The 19791-nt window shown below is 57.3% G+C and carries 21 protein-coding genes and 4 pseudogenes; 6 read left to right on the top strand and 19 right to left on the bottom strand.

Translation table 11 applies throughout. The features are described from left to right. Positions 1-195 precede the first annotated feature (195 nt). From AC1D2N_RS35100 to AC1D2N_RS35090, 3 genes are all read right to left on the bottom strand, one after another. Positions 196-1074 (bottom strand): DUF1236 domain-containing protein, encoded by an 879-nt coding sequence (locus tag AC1D2N_RS35100; RefSeq protein ID WP_477982929.1) that lies wholly within the window; start codon positions 1072-1074, stop codon positions 196-198. 101 nt (positions 1075-1175) lie between these two features. Beyond that, positions 1176-1571, bottom strand: coding sequence for a DUF1236 domain-containing protein (locus tag AC1D2N_RS35095; protein ID WP_018517681.1), 396 nt, complete (start codon positions 1569-1571; stop codon positions 1176-1178). A 171-nt stretch (positions 1572-1742) separates the two neighbouring features. Beyond that, positions 1743-1967: a BON domain-containing protein gene (locus AC1D2N_RS35090; RefSeq protein WP_050566354.1), complete on the bottom strand. Its 225-nt coding sequence runs from the start codon at positions 1965-1967 to the stop codon at positions 1743-1745. 253 nt (positions 1968-2220) lie between these two features. Here AC1D2N_RS35090 and AC1D2N_RS35085 point away from each other — a divergent pair, with 253 nt between their 5' ends. Then, entirely contained in the window at positions 2221-2502 is a 282-nt protein-coding gene (locus AC1D2N_RS35085; RefSeq protein ID WP_018517680.1) for a DUF982 domain-containing protein, read from the top strand. Positions 2503-3022: 520 nt separating this feature from the next. On the opposite strand, the gene AC1D2N_RS35080 is transcribed toward AC1D2N_RS35085, so the two are convergent. Beyond that, on the bottom strand, positions 3023-3931 hold the full coding sequence (locus tag AC1D2N_RS35080) for a nucleotidyltransferase and HEPN domain-containing protein (protein WP_050566353.1): 909 nt from the start codon (positions 3929-3931) through the stop codon (positions 3023-3025). A 366-nt stretch (positions 3932-4297) separates the two neighbouring features. Between AC1D2N_RS35080 and AC1D2N_RS35075 the strand changes: the two genes are divergently transcribed. After that, positions 4298-4714: a UPF0158 family protein gene (locus AC1D2N_RS35075; protein WP_018517678.1), complete on the top strand. Its 417-nt coding sequence runs from the start codon at positions 4298-4300 to the stop codon at positions 4712-4714. A gap of 437 nt (positions 4715-5151) precedes the next feature. After that, positions 5152-5265 (top strand): annotated as a pseudogene (locus AC1D2N_RS35070) (LuxR C-terminal-related transcriptional regulator); the annotation flags it as partial. 239 nt (positions 5266-5504) lie between these two features. On the opposite strand, the gene AC1D2N_RS35065 reads toward AC1D2N_RS35070, so the two are convergent. The 4 genes from AC1D2N_RS35065 to AC1D2N_RS35050 all read right to left on the bottom strand — a co-directional run bounded on the left by AC1D2N_RS35065 (position 5505) and on the right by AC1D2N_RS35050 (position 7121). Next, on the bottom strand, positions 5505-5705 hold the full coding sequence (locus AC1D2N_RS35065; protein WP_245484551.1) for a beta-barrel domain-containing protein: 201 nt from the start codon (positions 5703-5705) through the stop codon (positions 5505-5507). Then, a complete protein-coding gene (locus AC1D2N_RS35060) occupies positions 5641-5865 on the bottom strand; it encodes a hypothetical protein (RefSeq protein ID WP_245484575.1) in 225 nt (74 codons plus the stop codon). Before AC1D2N_RS35060 ends, AC1D2N_RS35065 begins: the two co-directional genes overlap by 65 nt. After that, entirely contained in the window at positions 5837-6373 is a 537-nt protein-coding gene (locus AC1D2N_RS35055) for a hypothetical protein (protein WP_245484552.1), read from the bottom strand. The genes AC1D2N_RS35060 and AC1D2N_RS35055 overlap by 29 nt, the downstream gene beginning before the upstream one ends. Before the next feature lie 277 nt (positions 6374-6650). After that, positions 6651-7121: an ATP-binding cassette domain-containing protein gene (locus AC1D2N_RS35050; protein WP_130747942.1), complete on the bottom strand. Its 471-nt coding sequence runs from the start codon at positions 7119-7121 to the stop codon at positions 6651-6653. Between AC1D2N_RS35050 and AC1D2N_RS35045 the strand changes: the two genes are divergently transcribed. Then, a complete protein-coding gene (locus AC1D2N_RS35045; protein WP_477982924.1) occupies positions 7064-7591 on the top strand; it encodes an HIT family protein in 528 nt (175 codons plus the stop codon). The genes AC1D2N_RS35050 and AC1D2N_RS35045 overlap by 58 nt on opposite strands. A gap of 390 nt (positions 7592-7981) precedes the next feature. Here the strand turns inward: AC1D2N_RS35045 and AC1D2N_RS35040 are convergent. Further along, positions 7982-8449 (bottom strand): annotated as a pseudogene (locus AC1D2N_RS35040) (EAL domain-containing protein); the annotation flags it as partial. A 381-nt stretch (positions 8450-8830) separates the two neighbouring features. Then, on the bottom strand, positions 8831-9061 hold the full coding sequence (locus AC1D2N_RS35035) for a hypothetical protein (protein WP_130747944.1): 231 nt from the start codon (positions 9059-9061) through the stop codon (positions 8831-8833). Between the two features lie 183 nt (positions 9062-9244). On the opposite strand from AC1D2N_RS35035, the gene AC1D2N_RS35030 reads away from it, so the two are divergent. Further along, positions 9245-9481, top strand: a complete 237-nt coding sequence (locus tag AC1D2N_RS35030) for a hypothetical protein (protein ID WP_130660635.1) — start codon at positions 9245-9247, stop codon at positions 9479-9481. A gap of 879 nt (positions 9482-10360) precedes the next feature. On the opposite strand, the pseudogene AC1D2N_RS35025 reads toward AC1D2N_RS35030, so the two are convergent. The 3 genes and pseudogenes from AC1D2N_RS35025 to AC1D2N_RS35015 form a co-directional block, all read right to left on the bottom strand. After that, a pseudogene (locus tag AC1D2N_RS35025) lies at positions 10361-11017 on the bottom strand (substrate-binding domain-containing protein); the annotation flags it as partial. Positions 11018-11423: 406 nt separating this feature from the next. Beyond that, positions 11424-12497, bottom strand: a complete 1074-nt coding sequence (locus AC1D2N_RS35020) for a sensor histidine kinase (RefSeq protein ID WP_130747946.1) — start codon at positions 12495-12497, stop codon at positions 11424-11426. Between the two features lie 321 nt (positions 12498-12818). After that, a complete protein-coding gene (locus AC1D2N_RS35015; RefSeq protein WP_165403377.1) occupies positions 12819-13622 on the bottom strand; it encodes a transglutaminase family protein in 804 nt (267 codons plus the stop codon). Between the two features lie 538 nt (positions 13623-14160). On the opposite strand from AC1D2N_RS35015, the gene AC1D2N_RS35010 reads away from it, so the two are divergent. Next, positions 14161-15090, top strand: coding sequence for an adenylate/guanylate cyclase domain-containing protein (locus AC1D2N_RS35010; RefSeq protein WP_130747947.1), 930 nt, complete (start codon positions 14161-14163; stop codon positions 15088-15090). A 196-nt stretch (positions 15091-15286) separates the two neighbouring features. On the opposite strand, the gene AC1D2N_RS35005 is transcribed toward AC1D2N_RS35010, so the two are convergent. The 6 genes and pseudogenes from AC1D2N_RS35005 to AC1D2N_RS34980 form a co-directional block, all read right to left on the bottom strand. Further along, positions 15287-16486 (bottom strand): GTP cyclohydrolase II, encoded by a 1200-nt coding sequence (locus tag AC1D2N_RS35005; protein ID WP_130747948.1) that lies wholly within the window; start codon positions 16484-16486, stop codon positions 15287-15289. After that, positions 16479-17069: a CDP-alcohol phosphatidyltransferase family protein gene (locus tag AC1D2N_RS35000; protein ID WP_477982920.1), complete on the bottom strand. Its 591-nt coding sequence runs from the start codon at positions 17067-17069 to the stop codon at positions 16479-16481. The genes AC1D2N_RS35005 and AC1D2N_RS35000 overlap by 8 nt, the downstream gene beginning before the upstream one ends. Beyond that, positions 17066-17320: a Rieske (2Fe-2S) protein gene (locus AC1D2N_RS34995; RefSeq protein WP_130747950.1), complete on the bottom strand. Its 255-nt coding sequence runs from the start codon at positions 17318-17320 to the stop codon at positions 17066-17068. Before AC1D2N_RS34995 ends, AC1D2N_RS35000 begins: the two co-directional genes overlap by 4 nt. Then, positions 17317-18537, bottom strand: coding sequence for an iron-containing redox enzyme family protein (locus AC1D2N_RS34990; RefSeq protein WP_245484555.1), 1221 nt, complete (start codon positions 18535-18537; stop codon positions 17317-17319). The genes AC1D2N_RS34995 and AC1D2N_RS34990 overlap by 4 nt, the downstream gene beginning before the upstream one ends. Continuing rightward, positions 18534-19202, bottom strand: coding sequence for a RibD family protein (locus AC1D2N_RS34985; protein WP_130749010.1), 669 nt, complete (start codon positions 19200-19202; stop codon positions 18534-18536). The genes AC1D2N_RS34990 and AC1D2N_RS34985 overlap by 4 nt, the downstream gene beginning before the upstream one ends. A gap of 289 nt (positions 19203-19491) precedes the next feature. Beyond that, positions 19492-19791 (bottom strand): annotated as a pseudogene (locus AC1D2N_RS34980) (hypothetical protein); the annotation flags it as partial.

Genomic DNA, 19791 nt, shown 5'->3' with positions numbered 1-19791 from the left:
TTGAACCTGTGGAACCCAGACACGGCCGGCGGCACTGCTATGTCGGCCGCCGGTGGCGACAAGCACGGCGAGAATGCCGGCGATTGCCAGCAGGATGGCGATCAGCGGCACGGCCAGACCACCGGATTTCTCTTCGGAATAGATCATGTCCCTCTCCTCGGCCTCGGCGGCGGAAGGCCGCCGAGGCACCGGCTGCTATGCCGCGATGATGTAGACGATGGTGAATGCAGAAGGATCGACGATGACGATCCGGCCGTCGGCAAGAATGAAGAAGCGGTAGCTTTCATATTGCGGAACGATCTTCACGATGCGTGGCGGTAGCGGTTCCAGCCGTACCTTTTTCGGGATCTTCACCCCGACGGAAACCGTGAAGTCGACTTCCTTCACCGGCTCGACATGGACTTCCTTCACCACCGTTCGAATTTCGGTCTGCTGCTCGACTGATATGTTGACGTTGGTCTTCGTGTTCGTCTGGTTATTCGTGGTGGTGTTGTTGTTGACGTTGGTTTCGGACGAGCTCTTGTTCGTCGTCGCGTTCTGGTCGGTCGATTGCTTCGAGGCATCACCGCTCTGCGTGGTGGCGCCTTTGCCCGTGCCTTCTGCAGGCTTGGCATTTTGCGTGCTGCTCTTCGTACCTGAGGTGGCTGCGCCGCTGTTATCGGTGGTGCCGGACTTGGCGGCGGGCTTCTGTTCGGTGGTCGTGCCGCTACCGGCGTCTTGCGATCCAGGCTTGGTTTCAGTCGAAGACTTGCCGGAGGCGCTTCCACTCGTCGAAGACTTGTCCTGGGAAGGCTGCTCGGCGCTCTTCTGAGTATCCGAGCCCTGACCGGATTTCTGCTGCGATGACTGGCCCTTGCCTTGCGGGCAGGCTCCCGAGGCGTCGGGGGTGCAGTCGGTGCCAGTGCCGGCGGCGCTGGAGCCGGACTGCGAACCGGAGTCGGTGCCCGTCTGAGAACCGGACTGGGCCTGGCCGCTGGTCTTGGTGTCCTGCTGGGCTGCTGCCGGCAATGTTGCAAGTGGCGCTACGCTCAGTGACAACGCTGCCACAAGCATGGTGAGATGGTTGCTTTTCATGATCAATCTCCGAGGTTTCGGGCACGCGATGCCGCCTCGCATTCTCATGCGTCGCATGCGTGCCCTCACTGTTAGAAAAACGGCCTAAGCCGGTCCGTCGGTCATTGGATGACCTGGACGACCTTTCGGGAAGAAGGTTCGACGATCACACGCTGATCGTTGACGATCGCGTATGCATATTTCGGATCATCGGGGACTGGTGTCACGACAACGGTCTCCGGCAGGGGCTGTCCTACAACCACCTTCTCTTTCACCACGACGCGTTCGGTCGGGGCCGGAGCCTGCTGGACATAAGTGATCACTTTCTGAGGCGGCGGATCGATGACGCTGCCTGCCACGCCGCCGACGATGCCACCGACAGCAGCACCCACCGGACCGCCGACAATCGCGCCGGTGGCAGCTCCGCCTACCGCACCTGTCACCGTTGACGACTGCGCGAAGGCTGACGTCGATGCCAACAGGATGCTAACGGCAATTCCTACTGCTTTGATATTCATCTGTTTTCCTCCTTTGACGCGGTTGGTTCCGCTGGAGGGCGAAACCGTCAAACAGAAAAACTGTTCCAGGCTAAGACTTCGTGCCGGGGCTACATCGGACCTTGGTCTCAGCCCGTAAGGATACCGCCACTACTGCATGGGGAAACGGCTCAACATCCGGTCCTGGACGTTTTACTGGCCGACGATCATCGCTGCAATTGAGATGGCTTTGTCGCGGTCTGCCGGATTTGTTATGTAGCCTTCGAGCAGAACGACGGGGCCGAGCATCCTGATCTCGATGGCGCTGCAGTCAATGTCAGGATCGACGGAAAGAGCTGCTGATATCGTTGCGATAGTAGAGGCCGTACTATGGCCTTCCGAACAGCGGTCTTCATGACTATTGGGGCCGAACTTCATACTCTCCTCCTGTTCCGCCCCTCCACGGAACTTGATGTTACCTCAGGCCTGATATGAGAAGCAGGTCCTGGGCCGGCCAGTCCGACTTAGGTCCGTCTTCCCCTCGACGCTATCCGACTTAAATTTTGCGCATCCTTGTTGAAAGGACACCAGGGAGGTTTTAGCGATGTTGCTGTATCCAGTCAGAACCTCCCTGGTGAAGCGTTGCCGATCCATGTCCAGCGTCGCATCTTGGGAATAAAGGCGGCTATTCGTGCAAACGTTCCGCATAGTGGATTGGCATAGAAGCGAAGATTTCGCTCCCCTGGTGCTTGTGATGAGCGGTCAAGAAAAGTACAGGCTGATACGATCACTCCGTGAGGTTGCCGAGGCTCTTGTCGCCGTATGGCCGACCGACGATGGCAAGGAATACATCGCGGCGGTAAGAACTTGTCTCGATGCCATTCAAGGTAATATTCCGGCAAAGGCAGCGCGTACCGCACTCCTTCGCGCTGCGGAGGAAGCCGGAATTCCCGTGATTGCCGTCGTCCACTGACGGAATGCCTTGTCGCACGCCGGCGCCTGTGTTGGCGTCGCAGGGACCTTTTAAATTCGATTTAAGATGATCGGACCGTAACCGCTGCTCCGCTCCCACGGTGTCCTCGCCGCCCCAATCCGTGATCGCCTTCCATGGATGAGCAACCGGAGTTTCTCCATGGAACTGCACGCGGCACAGTGGGCACGATCTCTCATCCAAACGGATTATTGAAATCACCGGTCAGGTCTAGATTTGGAGCAGATTTCCGGCGACCCCACACGAAATGGTCGTGGATTGGGCTCGATCCTCGCGACGGATTCTCTCTTTTAAAAGCAGATGTGGCGGTGCAAAGGAGCCCTCATGGCTGGATCCATGTCGTCGGATGACGCTTGAAATTCAGCCCAGGCGTCGGTTCACCCTCGGGCCAATTGAAGCCATCTTTAAGCTTGGATCTTGCCTTCGGCCTTCCACCTATCGCGACCCGGGGCGTACTGAGGGCAAACGATTTCACCGATCAGTAACGTGAGCCACACCACTGCTAGTGGCTGTCGTGTTTGAGCTTTTCGAGGTGCTCGGAGCAAACGGCCCCGACCAATTCAAGCAGGACGGTCGTCCGCTCACCGAGCCAAATCAGCGCCTCCTCGCTGATCTCGTAATGTTTCGAATAGCGCGCCTTCACATAGGCCTCGTTCAATGTGTTGAACCAAGCGCGTTCCTTGTGCTGATCACGTGGAAAGGCTTCGGCCAGCCGGCGGTCCTGCTCCTCGGCGAGTGAGCGAAGGAACTTGATGTTGTGCGATGGCGGGCCATAGTTGGTGAGGGTGAGCAGAACGCAAGAATATGCTTGCTCGAGGGATTGATGAAGTTCGAAAGCAGCATTCTCTGCATATCCACGATCTATCGCCAAGTGGCCTATTTCCAAGAAACGAGTTGCCGCTCGAAACCGTTGGTCAAAATGCTCCTTCGCGACGCGAAGCCGATCCTCTATTGAAAGCGGCTCGGGCTCCGCCAGTGGCTCATCGTCCAATTCATAGAGAACGATGCCCTCCTTGCGAATGTCCGAGAAGAAATACTGCCCTTCCTTGAGATAGGTGTTCACCTCCCGCCTGGAGTGGACGATGAAGCTCACCGGCGTTTCGATCGAGGCTTCGTGGATCAGCCGGTCGGCTGCCTTGTGCCAATACTCGGCAAACTCGCAGAGCTTGCGGTTGTTGACGATGATCAAGAGATCGAAATCCGAGCGATAACCCTTCATGGTGAAGGGTTCATCGACCCATCCACCCTTGGCGTAGGAGCCGAACAGGATGATCTTCAAGATCCTGCCGCGCTTCTTGAAGTCGGCCGTGCCTTCCTTCAGCGCGTCCTCGAATTCCTCATGCAGGATTTCGAGGACCCGGCCGAGCTCTCGATGCTTGCGAAGCGGCATATGATCAAGCGACGATTTCATGAGCAATCGATAGGCGAAAGATTTCGTAGCGTCTACTCGCAGTTTTGAGAGGCAATCTACAGGAAGTAATCCACATCTAAGATCGCGTCCTTTCGAGGATCGCGTTGATCGAAGGTGACCATGAATGCCGATCCCTGGGCAGGTCGACGCAAACACTCCCCGAGGTGACCCTGGCGGACGGCGGCGTCGCTTTGGTTTTACCTCCCGATTTCAGTTTCATCGCACGTTTTCGATCTAACGGCTTCACGCAGGCAGGCGGAGCGCAAGCAGTTCTCCCATTGCAAGCACGGGAGACGCCCACGTTTGCGCCCGATTTGGGACCGAGTTATATCTTGCGACGACAGGCTGGTGAGGGGCAGGACGGGAATGGCTGTGGACTTCAGCGAGCTTCTGGACGCGTTCGAATTCGTGAGCTCCGTCGGAATCGGCGAAAACACGGCTTTTCTGTGCAAGGAGACAGGCAAGATCTACTGGCATTCGGACTGGGCGGACGATGTTGAAGAAATACCTGACATCGAGGACAGCGAAGAATACATCCGCATTCCGGAGAAGAAAGAACTGGATCTTGGCAAGCCGCTCGTGCTGAAGTTCGCTCGCCACCACTTGCCCGACGATAGCGATAAAGTTCTGGAGATCTTCAGCCGGGAGGGTGCCTATGCCCGCTTCAAGGACCTGTTGGAGCAGAGGCACGCCATCGATCGGTGGTACGCATTCGAGAGGAAGGCCACGGAAGAGGCTTTGAGGACCTGGTGCGACGACAACGACATCGAAGTCAGTGGTTGAGGTTAGCTCAGGATCCGACTGGCCCCCAGCGAACAGGAGCCTGAACTGTTTCCCGCACAGTTTACTGCGTCACGTGGCATGAATCGAACGTCGTGCGACGGAAATCTCTATTGCTCTTTGACTCACGAATCGACTCTGAGCAAATACAAATTGCTGAATTTGCCAGCATAGCCATCGATAACCTATACTTATCGATGGTTAGGAGTTGCTTCAACGATATAGCAACGTGACGGAAGTTATTGGCCCGTTGACTTCCCTATCGGAAAACAAAAGAGTTAATTCATATGGTTAACTGTCCGTAATGCGGAGAAAAATTGCCGCAGATGTGGTAGGCGGGGCTGATTTGGTGGCCATGCCGACACAATCAGCATGTCTGATGCCGAGCAGGGTGCTCGAAGGGCCGAGAGCGTTCAGGCGCGAGCTGCAACCAGGGAGGTGAGGTACAGCTTGCTGAGGCCACGGTGAAACTTCACCGCGGCCATGTGATGCGAAAAATGCAGGCAACTTCGGTGGCGGATTTGGTCAGGATCGCTAGCACCTTACATGATTGATTGGTCTTAGGGGGCGTCGGTTCGATTCCCGTCAAGGCAACCATTCCCATTGTACTCGACTCGAGACTACGGCGGCCCCCGCTCTTCTACTCCTCAATAAACGCGTGCCTGGTTGAATCGATGAGAGGTTTCAGCAGGTAGTCAAAGAAGGTTCGATCGCCGGTGCTGATGAAGGCTTCGACGGGCATACCAGGATGCAATTGCTGAGCAGGAACTGACGTTGGGAGATCATCTGTTCTTTAGGAGAGCACGATATACGGCTGCTGTGTCGCCTTATCAACCAGACGATCCGCCGATACCTGCTGAACGACGGCGTCGGACCTCGCATTCAGTGCCGAGAAACCCAGTCGCGCCGGCTGCCCCTCCCGCACGACATCAATGTCCGTAGGTTTCAACCGAGCCTCCACCAACGGCCGGTTCGTTGTCGGCAGGATCTCCATGATTTTTTCGCCCGGAGGCAATGACGTTCCCAGCGATATTGTAGGCCGAGGTCACGACAATTCCGTCGGCCGGCACACGGATGATGGTCCGGTTCAAGACTTCGATCGCCGCGGCGAGTTGCTCCTCCACATCACGCAACGAGGCTTTGGCCTCGGTCATTTTTGTGACAGCCTCCTCCACGCGTTGTGTCCTCAAACGCTCGACCTGTTCGCGCGCTTCGGCAATCTGCGACGCCGTGGTCGACTGCTGCCGCCTGCCCAAGCAGCTCAGCGTCGATCCTCAAGAGCTCGGTATAGTCGGATCTATTGATCAGACCTCTTTCGAGCAGCGCCTGTTTTCGAGCAAATTCATCCCGAACAACGGCCGCCTGCATCTCGATCGCAGCTTTCTGGTCGCGAAGTCCCTTGCCGGTATTATCGAGCTGGTTCAGTCGCTGACCGAGGATGAGTTGTTCTGAGCGAAAGCGGGCAAGCCTTGCTTCGAATTCCTTGTTCTCTTCGGTTGCAATGTCGGTCACGTTGAGCATCGCCGCCGATATCGTTCCGGCGATCACTGGATTGAAGATATCCCGTCCATCACGTTCGGCTTCCAGTCGCTGACTTTGGGCGCTCAGCGATACCCATTGCTTCGCCAGCCTGTTCAGCTGTGTTTTGGCGGGCGGTGTCATCAAGGATCATGACACGCGGTTGACCACATCGCCTTCCGAACCTTGATCTCTCGCACAATGCCCCTTCGAGATGCTGCATCTGGATGTTGCGTCCTGCAGCGGCAATCGTGCCGGCGGCGACCGCAGCTCCGGAGATCGGTGCTGTCGCTCCCCAAAGGCCGAAAGTTCCGAGCATTGCCGCGATCGCACCATAGCCGAACAGTGCCGGGCCGCGCGTCGAGCGTGAGAGCGTCGCCTTCCAGTTGGTTGTCATGTCTGCCATGGTCACTCCGTACCGTCATGCACGAGTGTCAGTTCTCTCGGTGCTCTTGCCGGGCGCCACCGGCAGCTCCGGCGGACGCTGTGTTTCGCCCCGGCCGGCCAAACGTCGTAAGATCTCAGGAGCCGGTCCGAAGGCTTCAATGGTTCCGTCGCGCAAGACGATAGCCTTGTCGCGCCGGAGAACGATAGCCGGCCGATGCGTAATGATGATGATCGTCGTGCCGGACGTACGTGCTTGCATCAGGGCTTTCTCGAGAGCTGCCTCCCCTTCTGCTTCGAGGTTGGCGTTTGGCTCATCGAGAATGAGAACCTTGGGATTGCCGTAGAAAGCCCGCGCGAGTCCAATCCTCTGGCGTGTTCCGCCGGAAAGCGTGGAGGCCGTTGGCGTGATCAACGTTGATAGCCCTGCCTTTGCGCCGTTACCAGCGCATGGGCTTCGGCCCGGCTCGCCGCAGTGGTGACGGCTTCGTCTGTCGCGGACGGTCATCTCAGGCGTCGTGTCTTCACAAATTCTTCGTCTCTGTGTTCCACGTTTGTCGAAAGTTAGTTTTGAGGCCACCAACCATGATCTCACGCTGCCCCTTTTGCCGTTCCAATCGTTCTGGCAAGGACGTTACTTTGCTCGAAAACGGAAGCGCGTATTTCCTGCGTAGCCTTGATCCGGTGCTGCAATGCGCGGGGATGATCATTCCCTTTCGACATGTCGCGACGGCCTTCGACTTGACTAAAGACGAATGGCTCGACACATTCGACCTTCTCGGCAGAGCCAAGCTGCTCCTCGATCAGGAGGGGCCGCAAGGTTACAATGTCGGATGGAACATCGGACAGGCTGCGGGGCAGACCATCCCCCATGTCCATCTTCACGTCATCGGACGGTTTGCGGACGAGCCTTTCGCAGGGCAAGGAATACGCCATCATCTGAAACATGAAGATAATCGTAGAAGATCCCAAGGATAAATCTTCAAGCCCGCAATGGGCCGACTGCAGTCATGTGTGGGATTTCTAGGTAAGGCCTTAACTCGGCCGGCGATCTGGCGGCGACGCGGGCGCGATGATGGGCGAGCCCAGAGCGATCGAGGCCAATCCACCGTTGCGAGGATTGGTCACCGCCATTCGTCTGAGCGGCGGACCCGGCGGACGGGCGTGGTGCGGGAAATCGGGCCAGGCATCTCTGTCCTCTATATGAGTAGCGACAGCACGGCCGACTGGGCTTGAAGGGGTTCCGAAACGCATCCTGCTCCAGGAACCGGTTGCCGTCGCTCAACTGGTCACCGAGATCTCACAATGCTAACGAACGCTCGACGAAGCCGATCACCGCTATTTTGCCGTCGAGCAGGCTTGGTGGAACTAAAGCATCTCGAATGACGACTGACGCAGAAATTCACGAAGAGCTTCTGCGGACATCGGCGCGCTCAGGAGGCTCCCTTGCAGCCGGTCGCAACGTTTTCTGCGAAGCCAGGACGCTTGACCGATAGTCTCGACACCCTCCGCAGTGACGTGCATCCCCAATCCATGAGCAAGGCCGATGATGAAGCGCACGATCGTCTGGCTCTTCGGGTTTGTTTCGACGTCCTTGACGAAGTGCTTATCGATCTTGATCGTGTCGAATGAGAAGTTCTGTAGGTAGCTCAGGGACGAATAGCGGGTGCCAAAGTCGTCGAGCGCAATCCGGATGCCCAAGACCTCAAGGGTGTGGAGGGTGTCGAGATTGTCGGTCGTGCGCTCGAGCAGGACGGTCTCGGTTATTTCGAGCTCCAGCCTCTCGGCCGGGTACGCGACCTCATCGAGGATTTCGGTTATGCGGTCGGTGAACCCGGGAAGGCCGCCGGCAAGCACGGATTCAACAGACATCCTGCTGTTGGGTTTTTGAAGCTCCGAATAGACCCGCCATAGAGTTGCGTCCCCCGCTGCTACGGCGATCTTGTAGGCCTCGGCGACCTTTCCGGAGCATTTGACCCGTTTTAGGCTGTTCCCATAAAAGGAAACAATTCAGCTCGGTCGTGCATAAACGCAGCCAGTTGGAATCTTTCATTTCCACTCGGGACAATGAGGTTTTGCTAATATGGCGACAGATCTTTTCTATCATGTCTCGCTTGTTGTCAAAAGACAACTAGGAAGCGCCGCTTGAAAGGAAGCATTCGTGCGCGACGATGAGGGCGATACCAGCTTGACGATCCGAGCGCTTCAGGCCGTTGATCAATCGACAGTCTCCAGGGGGATATAGCGGCCGATGCGGTGCAGGTGGGCCGCGATATCTGCCGTTAGATGATCGCGTGGCCCGAACGCTCGGAGAAAGTCGTGAAGTCTGTCGGATGCCTGTGCTTCTGCCGGGTCGGTAAGGACGTAGAATTTGCCGATGGCGCAAACCTCATATCCATCTTCAATTAGCCTCTCGACAAAGTGTTTGGCGGCTGATGCTTTCAACATCGTCAACCTCCCCAGGTTGCCATCTCGCATCTTACCAACGTAATCTTGAAAAAAATAAATAAGCAAGTTCTATTGGAATTGGGCTGCAAGTCACGAGTCGCTCGACGACGGTCGGCGAATGTGGCGCCGGCCGAACCCCGACGCATTCGTGTTCGTCGCTAGAAGGAGATCGGGAGAGGTCGCTTGGAAGCTAAGGAGAGGTACTTATATGACTGCGTGTCCGACAGGGCGGTGTTTTATGAAGCCGGCGAGTATTTGTTTCCTCTCGCTTCATCGACGGCTGAGTACTGGATCGATGGCGACTACGTCTACTGCATGAAGACCGACAGCATTGCATTTTGGGTTCTCGGAAAACAACTCTACCAACATATCGGGCGAGGTGAACTTACCCGCGACCCGGTCTTATACTATGGGGACTGACTGTCCCGACCGAGGTGGCTGATTGGTTTTACGGGTTTTCATGACCCCTCGGACCTATGTGCACGCAGCGACCCCCCTCCTGGTTTCGTGCGCTCCCACTTGCGTCGCTATCGGCGCAACGTCGTCCAGTCTTTTCAGGTATTCGCCAAAAATGTCCTGGGTGTCGGTAGGCAATGCGGACTCGGGGAGCGCCTGCAGACGCTGAGCAATGCGTTTAGAAGCGTCATGCGCTGTGAACCGCGATGTGGCTGCTCTGTGTGGTTCGAATGTCATAAAGCCGCAAACGTAGACTCAGCAACTAGGTTCCGCGAATAATATTACTTATTCGTGTGGCATGGACACCGATAGCTACATGCGACACGGTCCGGATGCGCAACGTACCCTGGTGTGCTTTTGCCACGCAGTCGCAAGGCGTGTGTCACGTAGATTTCACGCGACTCTCGATTTAGGTCGCGTAGAATAAGCGAGTTATGCGGATGAATCCATGCGAGCGTTCACCCCGGATCACGATGCACGACGCCGATGTTTGGGGTGGGAAGGAATCGTCGTACCGATCAGTAGCCGTAACGAAAATGTCTGAGTTCGGTTAGGTGGCAGTCGGCACAACAACTTGTTCGCGCTGCATTGAGGGAATGCAATTGAGATGCGATTCCTGGTCCATACAAAGACGATCGCCGAACTTGAATATGACGACGGGTCCGGGCTTTTGCGGGTCATCTACAAAGACGGTCGGGTTCGATCTATTCCTGACGTCGCGGCCGGGACCGTGATGAAAATGATCGCGCAGGTTCCCGTAGAGCAATCTCCCTACCTCATGCGGACCGCGATCTGAAATTTGCGGCTTAATCCCGTTCGCTCACAGATACATCTTAGGTGGCGCTACTCTTCCGCTTCTGTTGCCTGCAATTTATCGACCGGAGACAACTCCGCCTGTTGCACGACTCGGGAAGCGATTGCGACCACTTCTTCCAGAGTGCGACGGTCGGGCGTCCCAAGCCAGGCGGCAACGCAATGAAGATCCGGAAGGGTTGGAGCGATATCGAGTTCCACCAGTCTTCCCGCGGCGAGGTCGGGCACGACGATGGCCGGCGGAACAACGGCAATGTCCAAACTGTCCAATGCCATGCGGATCAGCGTGGCGAGAGACGAACTCGCATAGATTCTGGGCGCCGGCAAGGCGGGATCGGAAAACAGTTCGGTTACCTGTACATAGGGCTGGGTGTTGCGCGCGAAGGTGAGCATGGGCCAACGCGCGATCTCCTCCAGCGAACCGTTCTTGAGATCCGCCTTGATCTTGGGACTGGCGACAAAACTCACCGGAAACCGGCAAAGCTGGCGTTGGATGACGGCCGGAGCGCTCAATGGCCCGACCAGAAACGCCAGATCGATTTTCTGCTGGAGCAACCGCTCGCGCAGATTGGTCGAAATATCGACCTCGATCTCCAGCGCAAGCTTGGGGTAGGTGCTGCTCACCTGTTCGAGGAAGCTCGGAAGCCACGTATGGACGATCGTCTCTGCCACACCCAGCTTGAATGTGCCGCTGAGATGGGTTCGGTCGGCGACCGCGTGGAGCGACGATCTCGATGCCGTCTACAAGCGCATGACCGATGCAGGTCTGACCTTCAACGGAGAGCCCATCACGTTCCAAGCCGAGGATCAGTTGAAGCAAGGCATCGGCACGAAGTGTATTTTGACGATCCGGACGGCACCCACCTCGAAATCATCCAGCCGCAGAGGCCGCTTCAGAGAAAGAGGGCATGAAGGGCTCTGTCCAGTGGTTCTCGCGCTTCGGGCTGTCAACTAGCCCCGTTTTTGCCGAGAATCGGCATTTTTCCCGAAAATCGCAACCTCGCAAACAAAGTAGCACGTCTCAATCAGCGGCGCCCTCCCATAGACGGCCTTTCCGCGGAGTTCAGCTTCTAGGTGCGGATCGCCCGCCCTATCAGACAGGCGCGATTTCGGATGTTTTGTTTTGAAGGCTATCCAATACGCTGTGGCAGAGTGCCACCCTCGTACCGGGCGCGGCGTCGGTCACTGTTATAGTCGCATCGATCTGCGCTGCGAGGGCCTTCACAATGCTGGTACCAAGACCAGCCCTGACGTTCTCCGATTCCGCCGGCATACCGACACCGTCATCGATGACGGAGAGCGTCCATTCCGGTCCGTCCGACACGTAGTGAACCGTGACCTTACCGCTCCGCTGGCCGGGGAAGGCATGTTTCAGCGCATTGATCACGAGTTCGGTGACAACCAGTCCAAGACTGATGGAGACGTCTGCCTTCACAATGCTCTCGTCGACCTTCACGTCTAGTGAGACAAGGCTGCGGTCGTGAATCATCGACGCGCCGATGCTTCGGCAGAGGTCGGTGAGGTAGGATCGAAGAACCACGTCCTCCAAGGACGACGCTGCCAACTGACGCTGAAGGGCGGCGACGGACATGACCCGGTTGTGCGCGTCGAAGAGATGGCCGCGGGACTCCTCCGACTGCACTTTGCGGGCGCTTTGCATCAGGACGCTTGCAATGATCTGGAGGCTGTTAGCGACCCTGTGTTGAAGTTCCTGAAGAAGGATGGCCTTTTCGCGGACCAGGTCATCCTTCTGTTTCTCGTTGTTGCGAGCCTCGGTAACATCGGCAACCGACAGGAGAATACGGACGGCCGTGGTGCCCATCGCGCCCGGATAGTCCACCTTGTGGGCATTGACGACAAGATCACGAACAGGCCGATCAGCCCGCTGAAGCCGCATCTCGTAACCGCTGACTACGGCAAAGCCCGATGCGGTCGCCTTCAACAGCGAATCGAGTTGCGGGACATCCCACTCTCCCGAACCCAGTTCGGACATCTGTCTGCCGTTTACGTTTGCCGGATTGATCTGGAATGCACGGCAGAACGAACTGCTGGCGGCGAGAACAGCCAGGCTGCCATCGAGCATCAACAGGGGCGTGTCGGACGAAAGAATGACGGCGAGCGCGAAGTCGAGCGCCAATTCCGGAGGGACTGCAGCTTGAATTGTCATGGTAGCCCTTCATGGGCGTTCGAGGCTTCCAAAGCGAAAGCGGAGCACGCCGAAAATTCGACATGTCGCACGGACTTGCTTGGTCCTGGCCTCCTCTATTAGATATCACATCCATCGAAGACGGGGCGAACTATCTGAAGGTGCGGACGAAGAAACGCAGTCCACCTCGTTGAACGCCCACATCTCGTCTGGATGCCGCTGCATGTCAGACACTGGCAGGGCGCCTCGTTGATTGAGGTGGTGATGCATTTCGCGGTCGCCGAGGCCCTGGACGGTACTCACCGACAATTACGAAAATCGCAGAGTGAGGTGCGCGCTGCCCTATAGGGGCACCGTGATTTGTGTCACGTCGACGGCGACGTCCATGGACAGACACGCATCCGCTCTGCCCGTGTAGCTTCCCGAAACGGAAACGGCATGCGCGATATCGCGGGTCACGGCCACCGGGATCAGATTGGCGCCGCCCATGCTGCGGTTCGTTGGATCGAATGTGATCCAGCCCGCGCCGGGAATGAAAACTTCGGCCCAGGCATGGGTCGAACCATTGTCGGTGGATCCCGCCAATAGTCGGTTCGGGTTGAACAAGTAGCCTGAGACGATGCGGGCGCCGAAGCCCAGGCTGCGCACCGCCTCGGCGAACAGCACAGCGAAATCTCGGCAGGAGCCCCGCTTTCGCGCCAGCGTCGCCAGTGGCGCCTGCGTCCCTTCCTCCTCCCGGCTTTCATAGGAAATGGTGGATGCGATCCCCTGGCTGATGTCCTTGAGCAGCGACAGCGTGTCGGTTGGATTGCCGGCGATGAAGGCTTTCGCCCAGTTTCGCAACTGTTGCGCATCGTCTGGATACTGCTGCGCGGCCAGCGCTCCGAGATCGGTCCAGTCGCGATCCGCATAGCGAAACGGATAGTTGATCGCAGACGCCGCGATGTCGAAAACCGGCCATGCCGCCGCCGTCAGGTCGACGGTTGCAAAGCTGTCGACCTTCAGGCTGGCACTTCTCGATTGGAACGTTGCCGACACTATGGCATTGCCGAAAACATCGTTGGACCAGCTGATCTGCGCTGCCGGGTTGATCGTCAATTCATGGTTCAGCAGCCTGAGTTCCCGGCTTTCACGCGGCCTCATCATCAGAAGATGCGGCAACAGCGCCACATCTCTCGATAACGATATGTTGTACGGTGGTGGATGCTGAGCTTCGTCATGTGGATGATCTCCTGCGGCCGTGCTGAGGAGGCCAACCTTCAGGGGGAAACTAACGCGCGTCCCTTATGCTCATAAAACCGGAGTGTCCCGAATGTTCACCGGGAAGTAGGTTTCTGTCTCATCGGAGGTTGCCGACAACCTGACGATCTCCCCGCGATATAAGGCCCCGGCCAACCCCGTTGGCTTGCCTAGAGCAGATCGTCGCCTTTCAGTCCAGCGCGGACAGTCACATCTAGGTTCATCTTCAATTGCAATGGACGGTCAGTCCCTCGGCTTTTTCCCAGAACAAAGACCAATCGTTGATCATCTAGAGCCGGTTCATTCCGTTTCCGGCGCACAGTTGTCTGGGAACAAAGTTCTCCAGTTATCTGTTGATCACCCTAGGGTGCCCTAAAACAAGTCCAACGTGGGGCTGCTTTCGTAAGTGTTTGAAGCTGATTGTTTGTTGGATCGGACCGTTTGGATGGAAGCCCCACCACTTGAAAGAAAGCTTGCAGCCATTCTAGCGGCCGATGTCGAAGGATACTCACGACTTATGAACGTTGATGAGGAACAGACGCTAGCGACCTTGACGTCCCATCGTTCGATTGTTGACGCACTCATCGAAAAAGCGCATGGGCAGATTTTCGGCACCGCTGGCGACAGCGTCCTCGCTGAGTTTCCGTCCATCGTACATGCCTTCCAGTCGGCTGTGGCGATCCAGCAGGCGATGTGGCGCGCCAACCAGAGCCTTCCCGAAGATCGGCGCATGGACTTTCGTATTGGGATAAACGTCGGCGATGTGCTGGTCAAAAACGGCGATATTTTTGGCGATGGCGTCAATATTGCCGCCCGGCTGGAGGCGCTCGCTGATGTCGGAGGCATTTGTGTGACTCGAGGGGTGCGAGATCACCTACGCGATCGTGTCGATGCTACCTTCGAAGACCTGGGTGAGCAGAGCGTTAAGAACATTGTCCGCCCGCTCCGTGTGTTCCGCGTTATATTCGATCCGGAGGGAGAATCCATGCTTGATGTCGCCCCGCTCGCCGGTGAAAGGTCCGAGTTCTCTTCTATGGAACAATCACTGGAGCACGACAGCGATAGTGACGACGAGGCCGGCCGAATCGAAGTAGCGTTTTGGGAATCTGTGCAGGCGAGCGACGAGCCGGCCGAATATCTTCTCTACCTGAAGCGCTTCCCTGCAGGGCAGTTTGCCGAACTGGCCAGTGCTAGACTTGAAAATGGTGGAACTGGCGAACACGATCCGCGCGTCGAGGTTGCGTTCTGGGAGACCGTGCGAGACACCGACAATCCGGAAATGATCGAGGCCTATCTGGCGAAATATCCGCACGGGCAATTCAGCGATCTCGCCAACATTCTTCTGGCCGATTTTCGTGAGAAACTGACCAAATAGCATCCTGGCGATTAAGGCGGCGGTCTTCAGCTCCCTTCATTATATTTCCACCCGGGTTCCAGAAGACCGTCCCACGGTTCATTGATCGGCAAACTGCTCATCGCCGCTATTTCCCGAGATGTGGTATTCTTACTATGTTCTCATAATGGGCGAAGTCGAGAGTGCTTTCGCCCGGAGGCCCGGAGGCCCGCCGACCCTATCGGGGCTCTGTGAAATAGCCCGCCGAAATCTTTGCAGAGATTTCTACCTCGGCGCCTGCGGCTATACGGTCTGTTGGAAGCTCCATCTGGTTCCCGATCTCGATACCACCTTCGGCAACGGCCTTGCGTTTTAAGTGACTCATGGACAGCCAACGATCGATCCGGGAAATCCCCAGCCAATGGAGCACGTCCACGGCAAGACATTGGCAGCGCATGTCCTGAACGCCTGCGATTTCCTCCGTCCGGGTAAAATAGCCATCGGCTACGTCCCCCGAGCCCCGGCGGGCGTTATAGACAAGGTATTTTACGACTTCGCCCAGTGCTCTCCCTTCTTTTCGATTGTAGACGATAACCCCGACGCCGCGCTTTTGCGCAGTTCGAACACACTCCTCCGCGGCGAAGGCCAGATAGGGGCGGCAGGTGCACATGTCCGACCCAAACACGTCGGAACCGTTGCACTCGTCATGGATTCGGCAGGCGATCGATGTTGTAGAATCTCCGAGCCGAGCGGGATCGCCAAAGAGATAGACGCTGGTTCCACCGATGGGTGGAAGGAACACCTTGATGTCGGGACGGGCGAGCAAGTCAGGATACATTCCTCCGCTGGTGTTCACCAGAGCTGCGCGCAAAGCGGGTTCTGAAAGACCTAAACGGTTGGCGATGCCAGGCAGCCACCAGGTCGGGTCGATAGCGATTTTTGTGACATTCATTCCACCACGGCTGTCCAGAATTCGGCCGTCGGCTTGGAGGTGCCTTGCTTGCAGTGCGCTGGAGATCTCAGGCATTTCAAGACGACCCTCGGTGACCGCAATCGACGGCTGGATTTGCCAGCCCTCGGAAATCAGGTCCGCATAGTCATCCGCTACCCGGTGCCCCCAGGGATCAAATGCGACGATCTTTCCGGGTTGTGCCCACTGTGGAAACGGACCGATCGTTGCCGATGGCTTTGTGCGGGTGAGATCAGGTCGGTGACCTTCGTCAAGGGCGCCCGTTGCGATGCCGATGGCGCGATAGGGCGCGAACGCCCCCGCGTGGATGCCAATCGCATTGCGTTCGGATCCCGATCCCGTAACGATCGGACCGCGCTCTTGGGCCGATGGCGCCCCCCAACTCACGGTCGCGAGCGAAGAACCTTCATGGTGGCTGCCTCCGCTACGCTCGATAACGTCAGCAGGAGCGGGTAAGACGCTACTCATGGGACCGTTCCACCGAGGCGAACATGTGTGGCGCATCCTGATCGACACCTCCGCGCAGAATGAAAATCACCTGTTCGAGTCTGCTGAGCCCGACGACGGTCGCGGCCAGTGGAATCAAGGCTTCCCATCCCGTGAGATAAAGCAACGGCCACAATGCAAATAGCAAAAGTGCGCCGGCTTTCGCGGACCAAAAATGGAACATCAGCAAGCGTCGCGTCAGCAGCCACGAAACGAGCAGATAGATCACCGGGCCGCCGAACAGGACTGCCAACGCAACGCCGTGGCGGGACGCGAGGCCGGGATATGACGAGAGTAGAAAAAACAGAATAGCGACGGAGAAGTTGTTGTCGACGATAGCGTCAAGGCGGGCACCGTATTCGGAAGCTCGCTTTGTCCGTCGGGCGAGCCATCCATCGATGAGGTCGGTCATGGATGCAATCAGGTAGAGGACAAGCGCCGGCCCAGCATACCCATAGCTCAGGAGCAGCAATATAGGTGCTATCAACAGGCCGCGACTGAGCGTCACCACGTTGGCGAGCTTGATCGGACCATCTTCCCAAACCAAACCATGGACGACGCTCATACTGGCTCCGCGGTCAGTTTGAGGGTCGTATCGCGTGCAATCAGCCTCTCAATAGAATAGGCGTTATGATGCATGGGGCAGACAATCTGATTATGCTCATTGATGAAACCAAATTTGAGCGGCCCTCCACGGTGGGGGCACCTGTTCGGGATCAAGTAAAGCGCGCTTTGGTAGGAAAGCAGAAAATATTCTGTTCCGTCCCTGACGATCGGGGGAAGGTCCTGACCGATCCAGCTTGCCGCCTCACTCATGGCACAACCTCGCGTCCGACCGACAACGGTGGAAAAACCTTGAAGGCGGACGGGTCGGTCAAAGAACCAATGCCGCCGATCTGCAGAGCCGAACCCGTATTCCATTCCGTCGCGGGCACCGCGCAGCGACCAGGCGAGGCCAGATTTTTTGGCATGCCAAACTCGGCGTGTCCTGCCTTCACCGCGGCCTCGAATGCCAAGGTCACGGCCAGCAGATGATCTCCTGACCGCTCGAAGGCCAGTCTCGTCAGTTCGGCGCCGGCGACGATCTCTGAGCCGACCTCGGGACCGTACTTGGACACCAAGGGCGCGACCACTTCGTCGGCAACCATTGCGGAATGGTGGATGTCGATGTGCGCATGTTCGCCAAAGTAATGCGCGTCTACGCCGGGATGGAAGCGCTTGAGATACCGGAAGTGCTCCTCCGTGGATCGCTGGTAGCTTGCTTCGGCGAAGAGGAGGAAGCCAATTTGAAGAAACAAATTGCGAGGGCTCTGGAACATGAAATGGATGACATTGTGCAACTCCAGAGCCGGAGTATCGAACAACGACCAATAGGCATTGTATTCTTCGCTGAGTCCGAACCCCCTCAATGTTGATCGGTAGAGAACGCTGTGTTTTTTGTTGTGGACCCCGTATCCGAATTCATCAATGAGAATGCGGAATAGGGCGGACTGAGGCTCCCCATATTCGCCGATGACGCCGAGCGCGGAGGCGGAGGCTTCAGCCAGCAAATCGACAGAGGACTGAAGCAGAAAGTTCCGGTAGTAATGATCCCGGTTGCTCGAGCCATCCAAAAACTCAAGGAAGCCGCTCGGCCTGTTCGCTTTGAGATTGGGTATAAGGTTTGCCACATACCCGGCGCAATCCTGTCGATGGCTAAGGTTGCGTGCCTCGGCAACCAGCGGGCCAACCAGTTCGTCTTCAAGGTTTGCGCGCATTTCGTCGAGACGCAGCATCTCGCGGGGATCGTAGTGCTTCTGTAGCCGCGACAGGATCGAACCGACAGGCGCTGCGCTTGGCAGCAGGACATAACGACCCTGATAACTGCGCATCAGCGCCTGATGTTGGACAAATCGCCGAAGGCTGGGATCTTCATCGTCGCGGAGAGCTTCAGCGTCGATGCGAACATCATATACCGAAGGTGGATTTCCGCCTGCTCGCGCCGCGAGGCGTTCTCCAATATCCAGCAGATCTTGCTTTCCGATGAAGGTCATGTGCGCGCCGTTCCAGGCTCGTAGATCGTCACGGCTATCCCACTCTTTGTGAAGCATTCGACCAATCGCCATTTCGACAATTCGAATGCCCGACTATATTCGTCAGGGCGCATATAGCTCGGGGCGTCCGCCGATCCAGTGACAACGGGTATATGTTTTATGACGATCCGGTGGACCAACCGCGCCTCGTGCAGGCTGTGCAGCAGGCGACTTCCGCCTTCGACGATCATGCTTTTGATCCCGCGAGCATCGAGAATGTTCATCAAGCCGGGGAGGTCGACTCGGCGTTCGCCACATCGCACCACTTCGACATTGGGCTTGCTTTTGAGCGCTTCGATATCGGCTTCCTCCGCCGCCCGCGAGACGACGACGACCGTCGGATGGCCGTCGTTCAAAAGCTTTGCGTCAAGCGGCAGCCTGCCCATGGACGAGGGTACGATCCGCAACGGATTTGGCCCTGGTGCGTGACGCACCGTGAGTTCTGGATCATCCGAAAGGACGGTTCCAGCACCGACCATGATGGCATCGTGTGCCGCTCTCTGGGCATGGAACCACGCGCGAAGATCGTCGCCATAGAAATCGAACAGACCCTTGCTGGAAGCCGTCGCCCCCAGCGACAGTTTGCCGTCGATAGTGACCTCCGACAGCGTTGTTATTTCAACCATTTCTTGTCCTCCTCCTGCTCACACTCAAATGCGACTGTGCCATGAATGTTCAAGGGAGGAGGAAATCGGATTAGGGGCCACGTTCACTTATGGGCTGCGCCGCTCATAAATCGCAGCGGCACCACCTGAAGCCCCAATGGCTTTGAGGCGAAGGGCGGCCCATTGGTGGCTTTTGCTCCACCCGCGTCCAACTCGAGGGTGAGGCAAGGGATATAGGCCACCGACTGACGCGTGAGATCGCGCTTCAACCCTCCTTGCGACGTGCGAGGAGGGTTGAACTTAGGCCCGATTAGATGGCGGTCCGCCGATACCGGTCGCGCTCCTGGGCGATCTGCTCGGGGGCGTATGGATCGAGCGTTTCGTCGAACCGGGTCCATCCCTGCTCGTTATAGGCACGCCGACGTTCGATCGGGTCGACCCAGTTTGAGCCTTGCAGAATGGCCTGCGCCTCGGGCGCGCGGGCATCGTCGACCTTGGCCGTGACCAGGCTGCCGCCGCGGCGGACACCTTCGGCATAGAGGTGAGCATCATCTTCCGGGACGCCGGAGTCGGTGAGGGCGCCGATCAGGCCGCCGGCCGCACCGCCAGC

Source organism: Rhizobium sp. P1_B8, assembly GCF_056406515.1.
This window is presented reverse-complemented; position numbering and strand designations above follow the sequence as displayed.

Bases quoted from the DNA above. Each gene is read 5' to 3' on its own strand.
- AC1D2N_RS35010 (WP_130747947.1), top strand. From the start codon at position 14,161: ATGGAAGCCCCACCACTTGAAAGAAAGCTTGCAGCCATTCTAGCGGCC.
- AC1D2N_RS35060 (WP_245484575.1), bottom strand. From the start codon at position 5,865: ATGACCGAGGCCAAAGCCTCGTTGCGTGATGTGGAGGAGCAACTCGCC.
- AC1D2N_RS35035 (WP_130747944.1), bottom strand. From the start codon at position 9,061: ATGTTGAAAGCATCAGCCGCCAAACACTTTGTCGAGAGGCTAATTGAA.
- AC1D2N_RS35100 (WP_477982929.1), bottom strand. From the start codon at position 1,074: ATGAAAAGCAACCATCTCACCATGCTTGTGGCAGCGTTGTCACTGAGC.
- AC1D2N_RS35065 (WP_245484551.1), bottom strand. From the start codon at position 5,705: ATGGAGATCCTGCCGACAACGAACCGGCCGTTGGTGGAGGCTCGGTTG.
- AC1D2N_RS35015 (WP_165403377.1), bottom strand. From the start codon at position 13,622: ATGATGAGGCCGCGTGAAAGCCGGGAACTCAGGCTGCTGAACCATGAA.
- AC1D2N_RS35005 (WP_130747948.1), bottom strand. From the start codon at position 16,486: ATGAGTAGCGTCTTACCCGCTCCTGCTGACGTTATCGAGCGTAGCGGA.
- AC1D2N_RS35095 (WP_018517681.1), bottom strand. From the start codon at position 1,571: ATGAATATCAAAGCAGTAGGAATTGCCGTTAGCATCCTGTTGGCATCG.
- AC1D2N_RS34990 (WP_245484555.1), bottom strand. From the start codon at position 18,537: ATGACCTTCATCGGAAAGCAAGATCTGCTGGATATTGGAGAACGCCTC.
- AC1D2N_RS35045 (WP_477982924.1), top strand. From the start codon at position 7,064: ATGGGCTTCGGCCCGGCTCGCCGCAGTGGTGACGGCTTCGTCTGTCGC.
- AC1D2N_RS35075 (WP_018517678.1), top strand. From the start codon at position 4,298: ATGGCTGTGGACTTCAGCGAGCTTCTGGACGCGTTCGAATTCGTGAGC.
- AC1D2N_RS35000 (WP_477982920.1), bottom strand. From the start codon at position 17,069: ATGAGCGTCGTCCATGGTTTGGTTTGGGAAGATGGTCCGATCAAGCTC.
- AC1D2N_RS35090 (WP_050566354.1), bottom strand. From the start codon at position 1,967: ATGAAGTTCGGCCCCAATAGTCATGAAGACCGCTGTTCGGAAGGCCAT.
- AC1D2N_RS35050 (WP_130747942.1), bottom strand. From the start codon at position 7,121: ATGACCGTCCGCGACAGACGAAGCCGTCACCACTGCGGCGAGCCGGGC.
- AC1D2N_RS35055 (WP_245484552.1), bottom strand. From the start codon at position 6,373: ATGACACCGCCCGCCAAAACACAGCTGAACAGGCTGGCGAAGCAATGG.
- AC1D2N_RS34985 (WP_130749010.1), bottom strand. From the start codon at position 19,202: ATGGTTGAAATAACAACGCTGTCGGAGGTCACTATCGACGGCAAACTG.
- AC1D2N_RS35080 (WP_050566353.1), bottom strand. From the start codon at position 3,931: ATGAAATCGTCGCTTGATCATATGCCGCTTCGCAAGCATCGAGAGCTC.
- AC1D2N_RS35020 (WP_130747946.1), bottom strand. From the start codon at position 12,497: ATGACAATTCAAGCTGCAGTCCCTCCGGAATTGGCGCTCGACTTCGCG.
- AC1D2N_RS34995 (WP_130747950.1), bottom strand. From the start codon at position 17,320: ATGAGTGAGGCGGCAAGCTGGATCGGTCAGGACCTTCCCCCGATCGTC.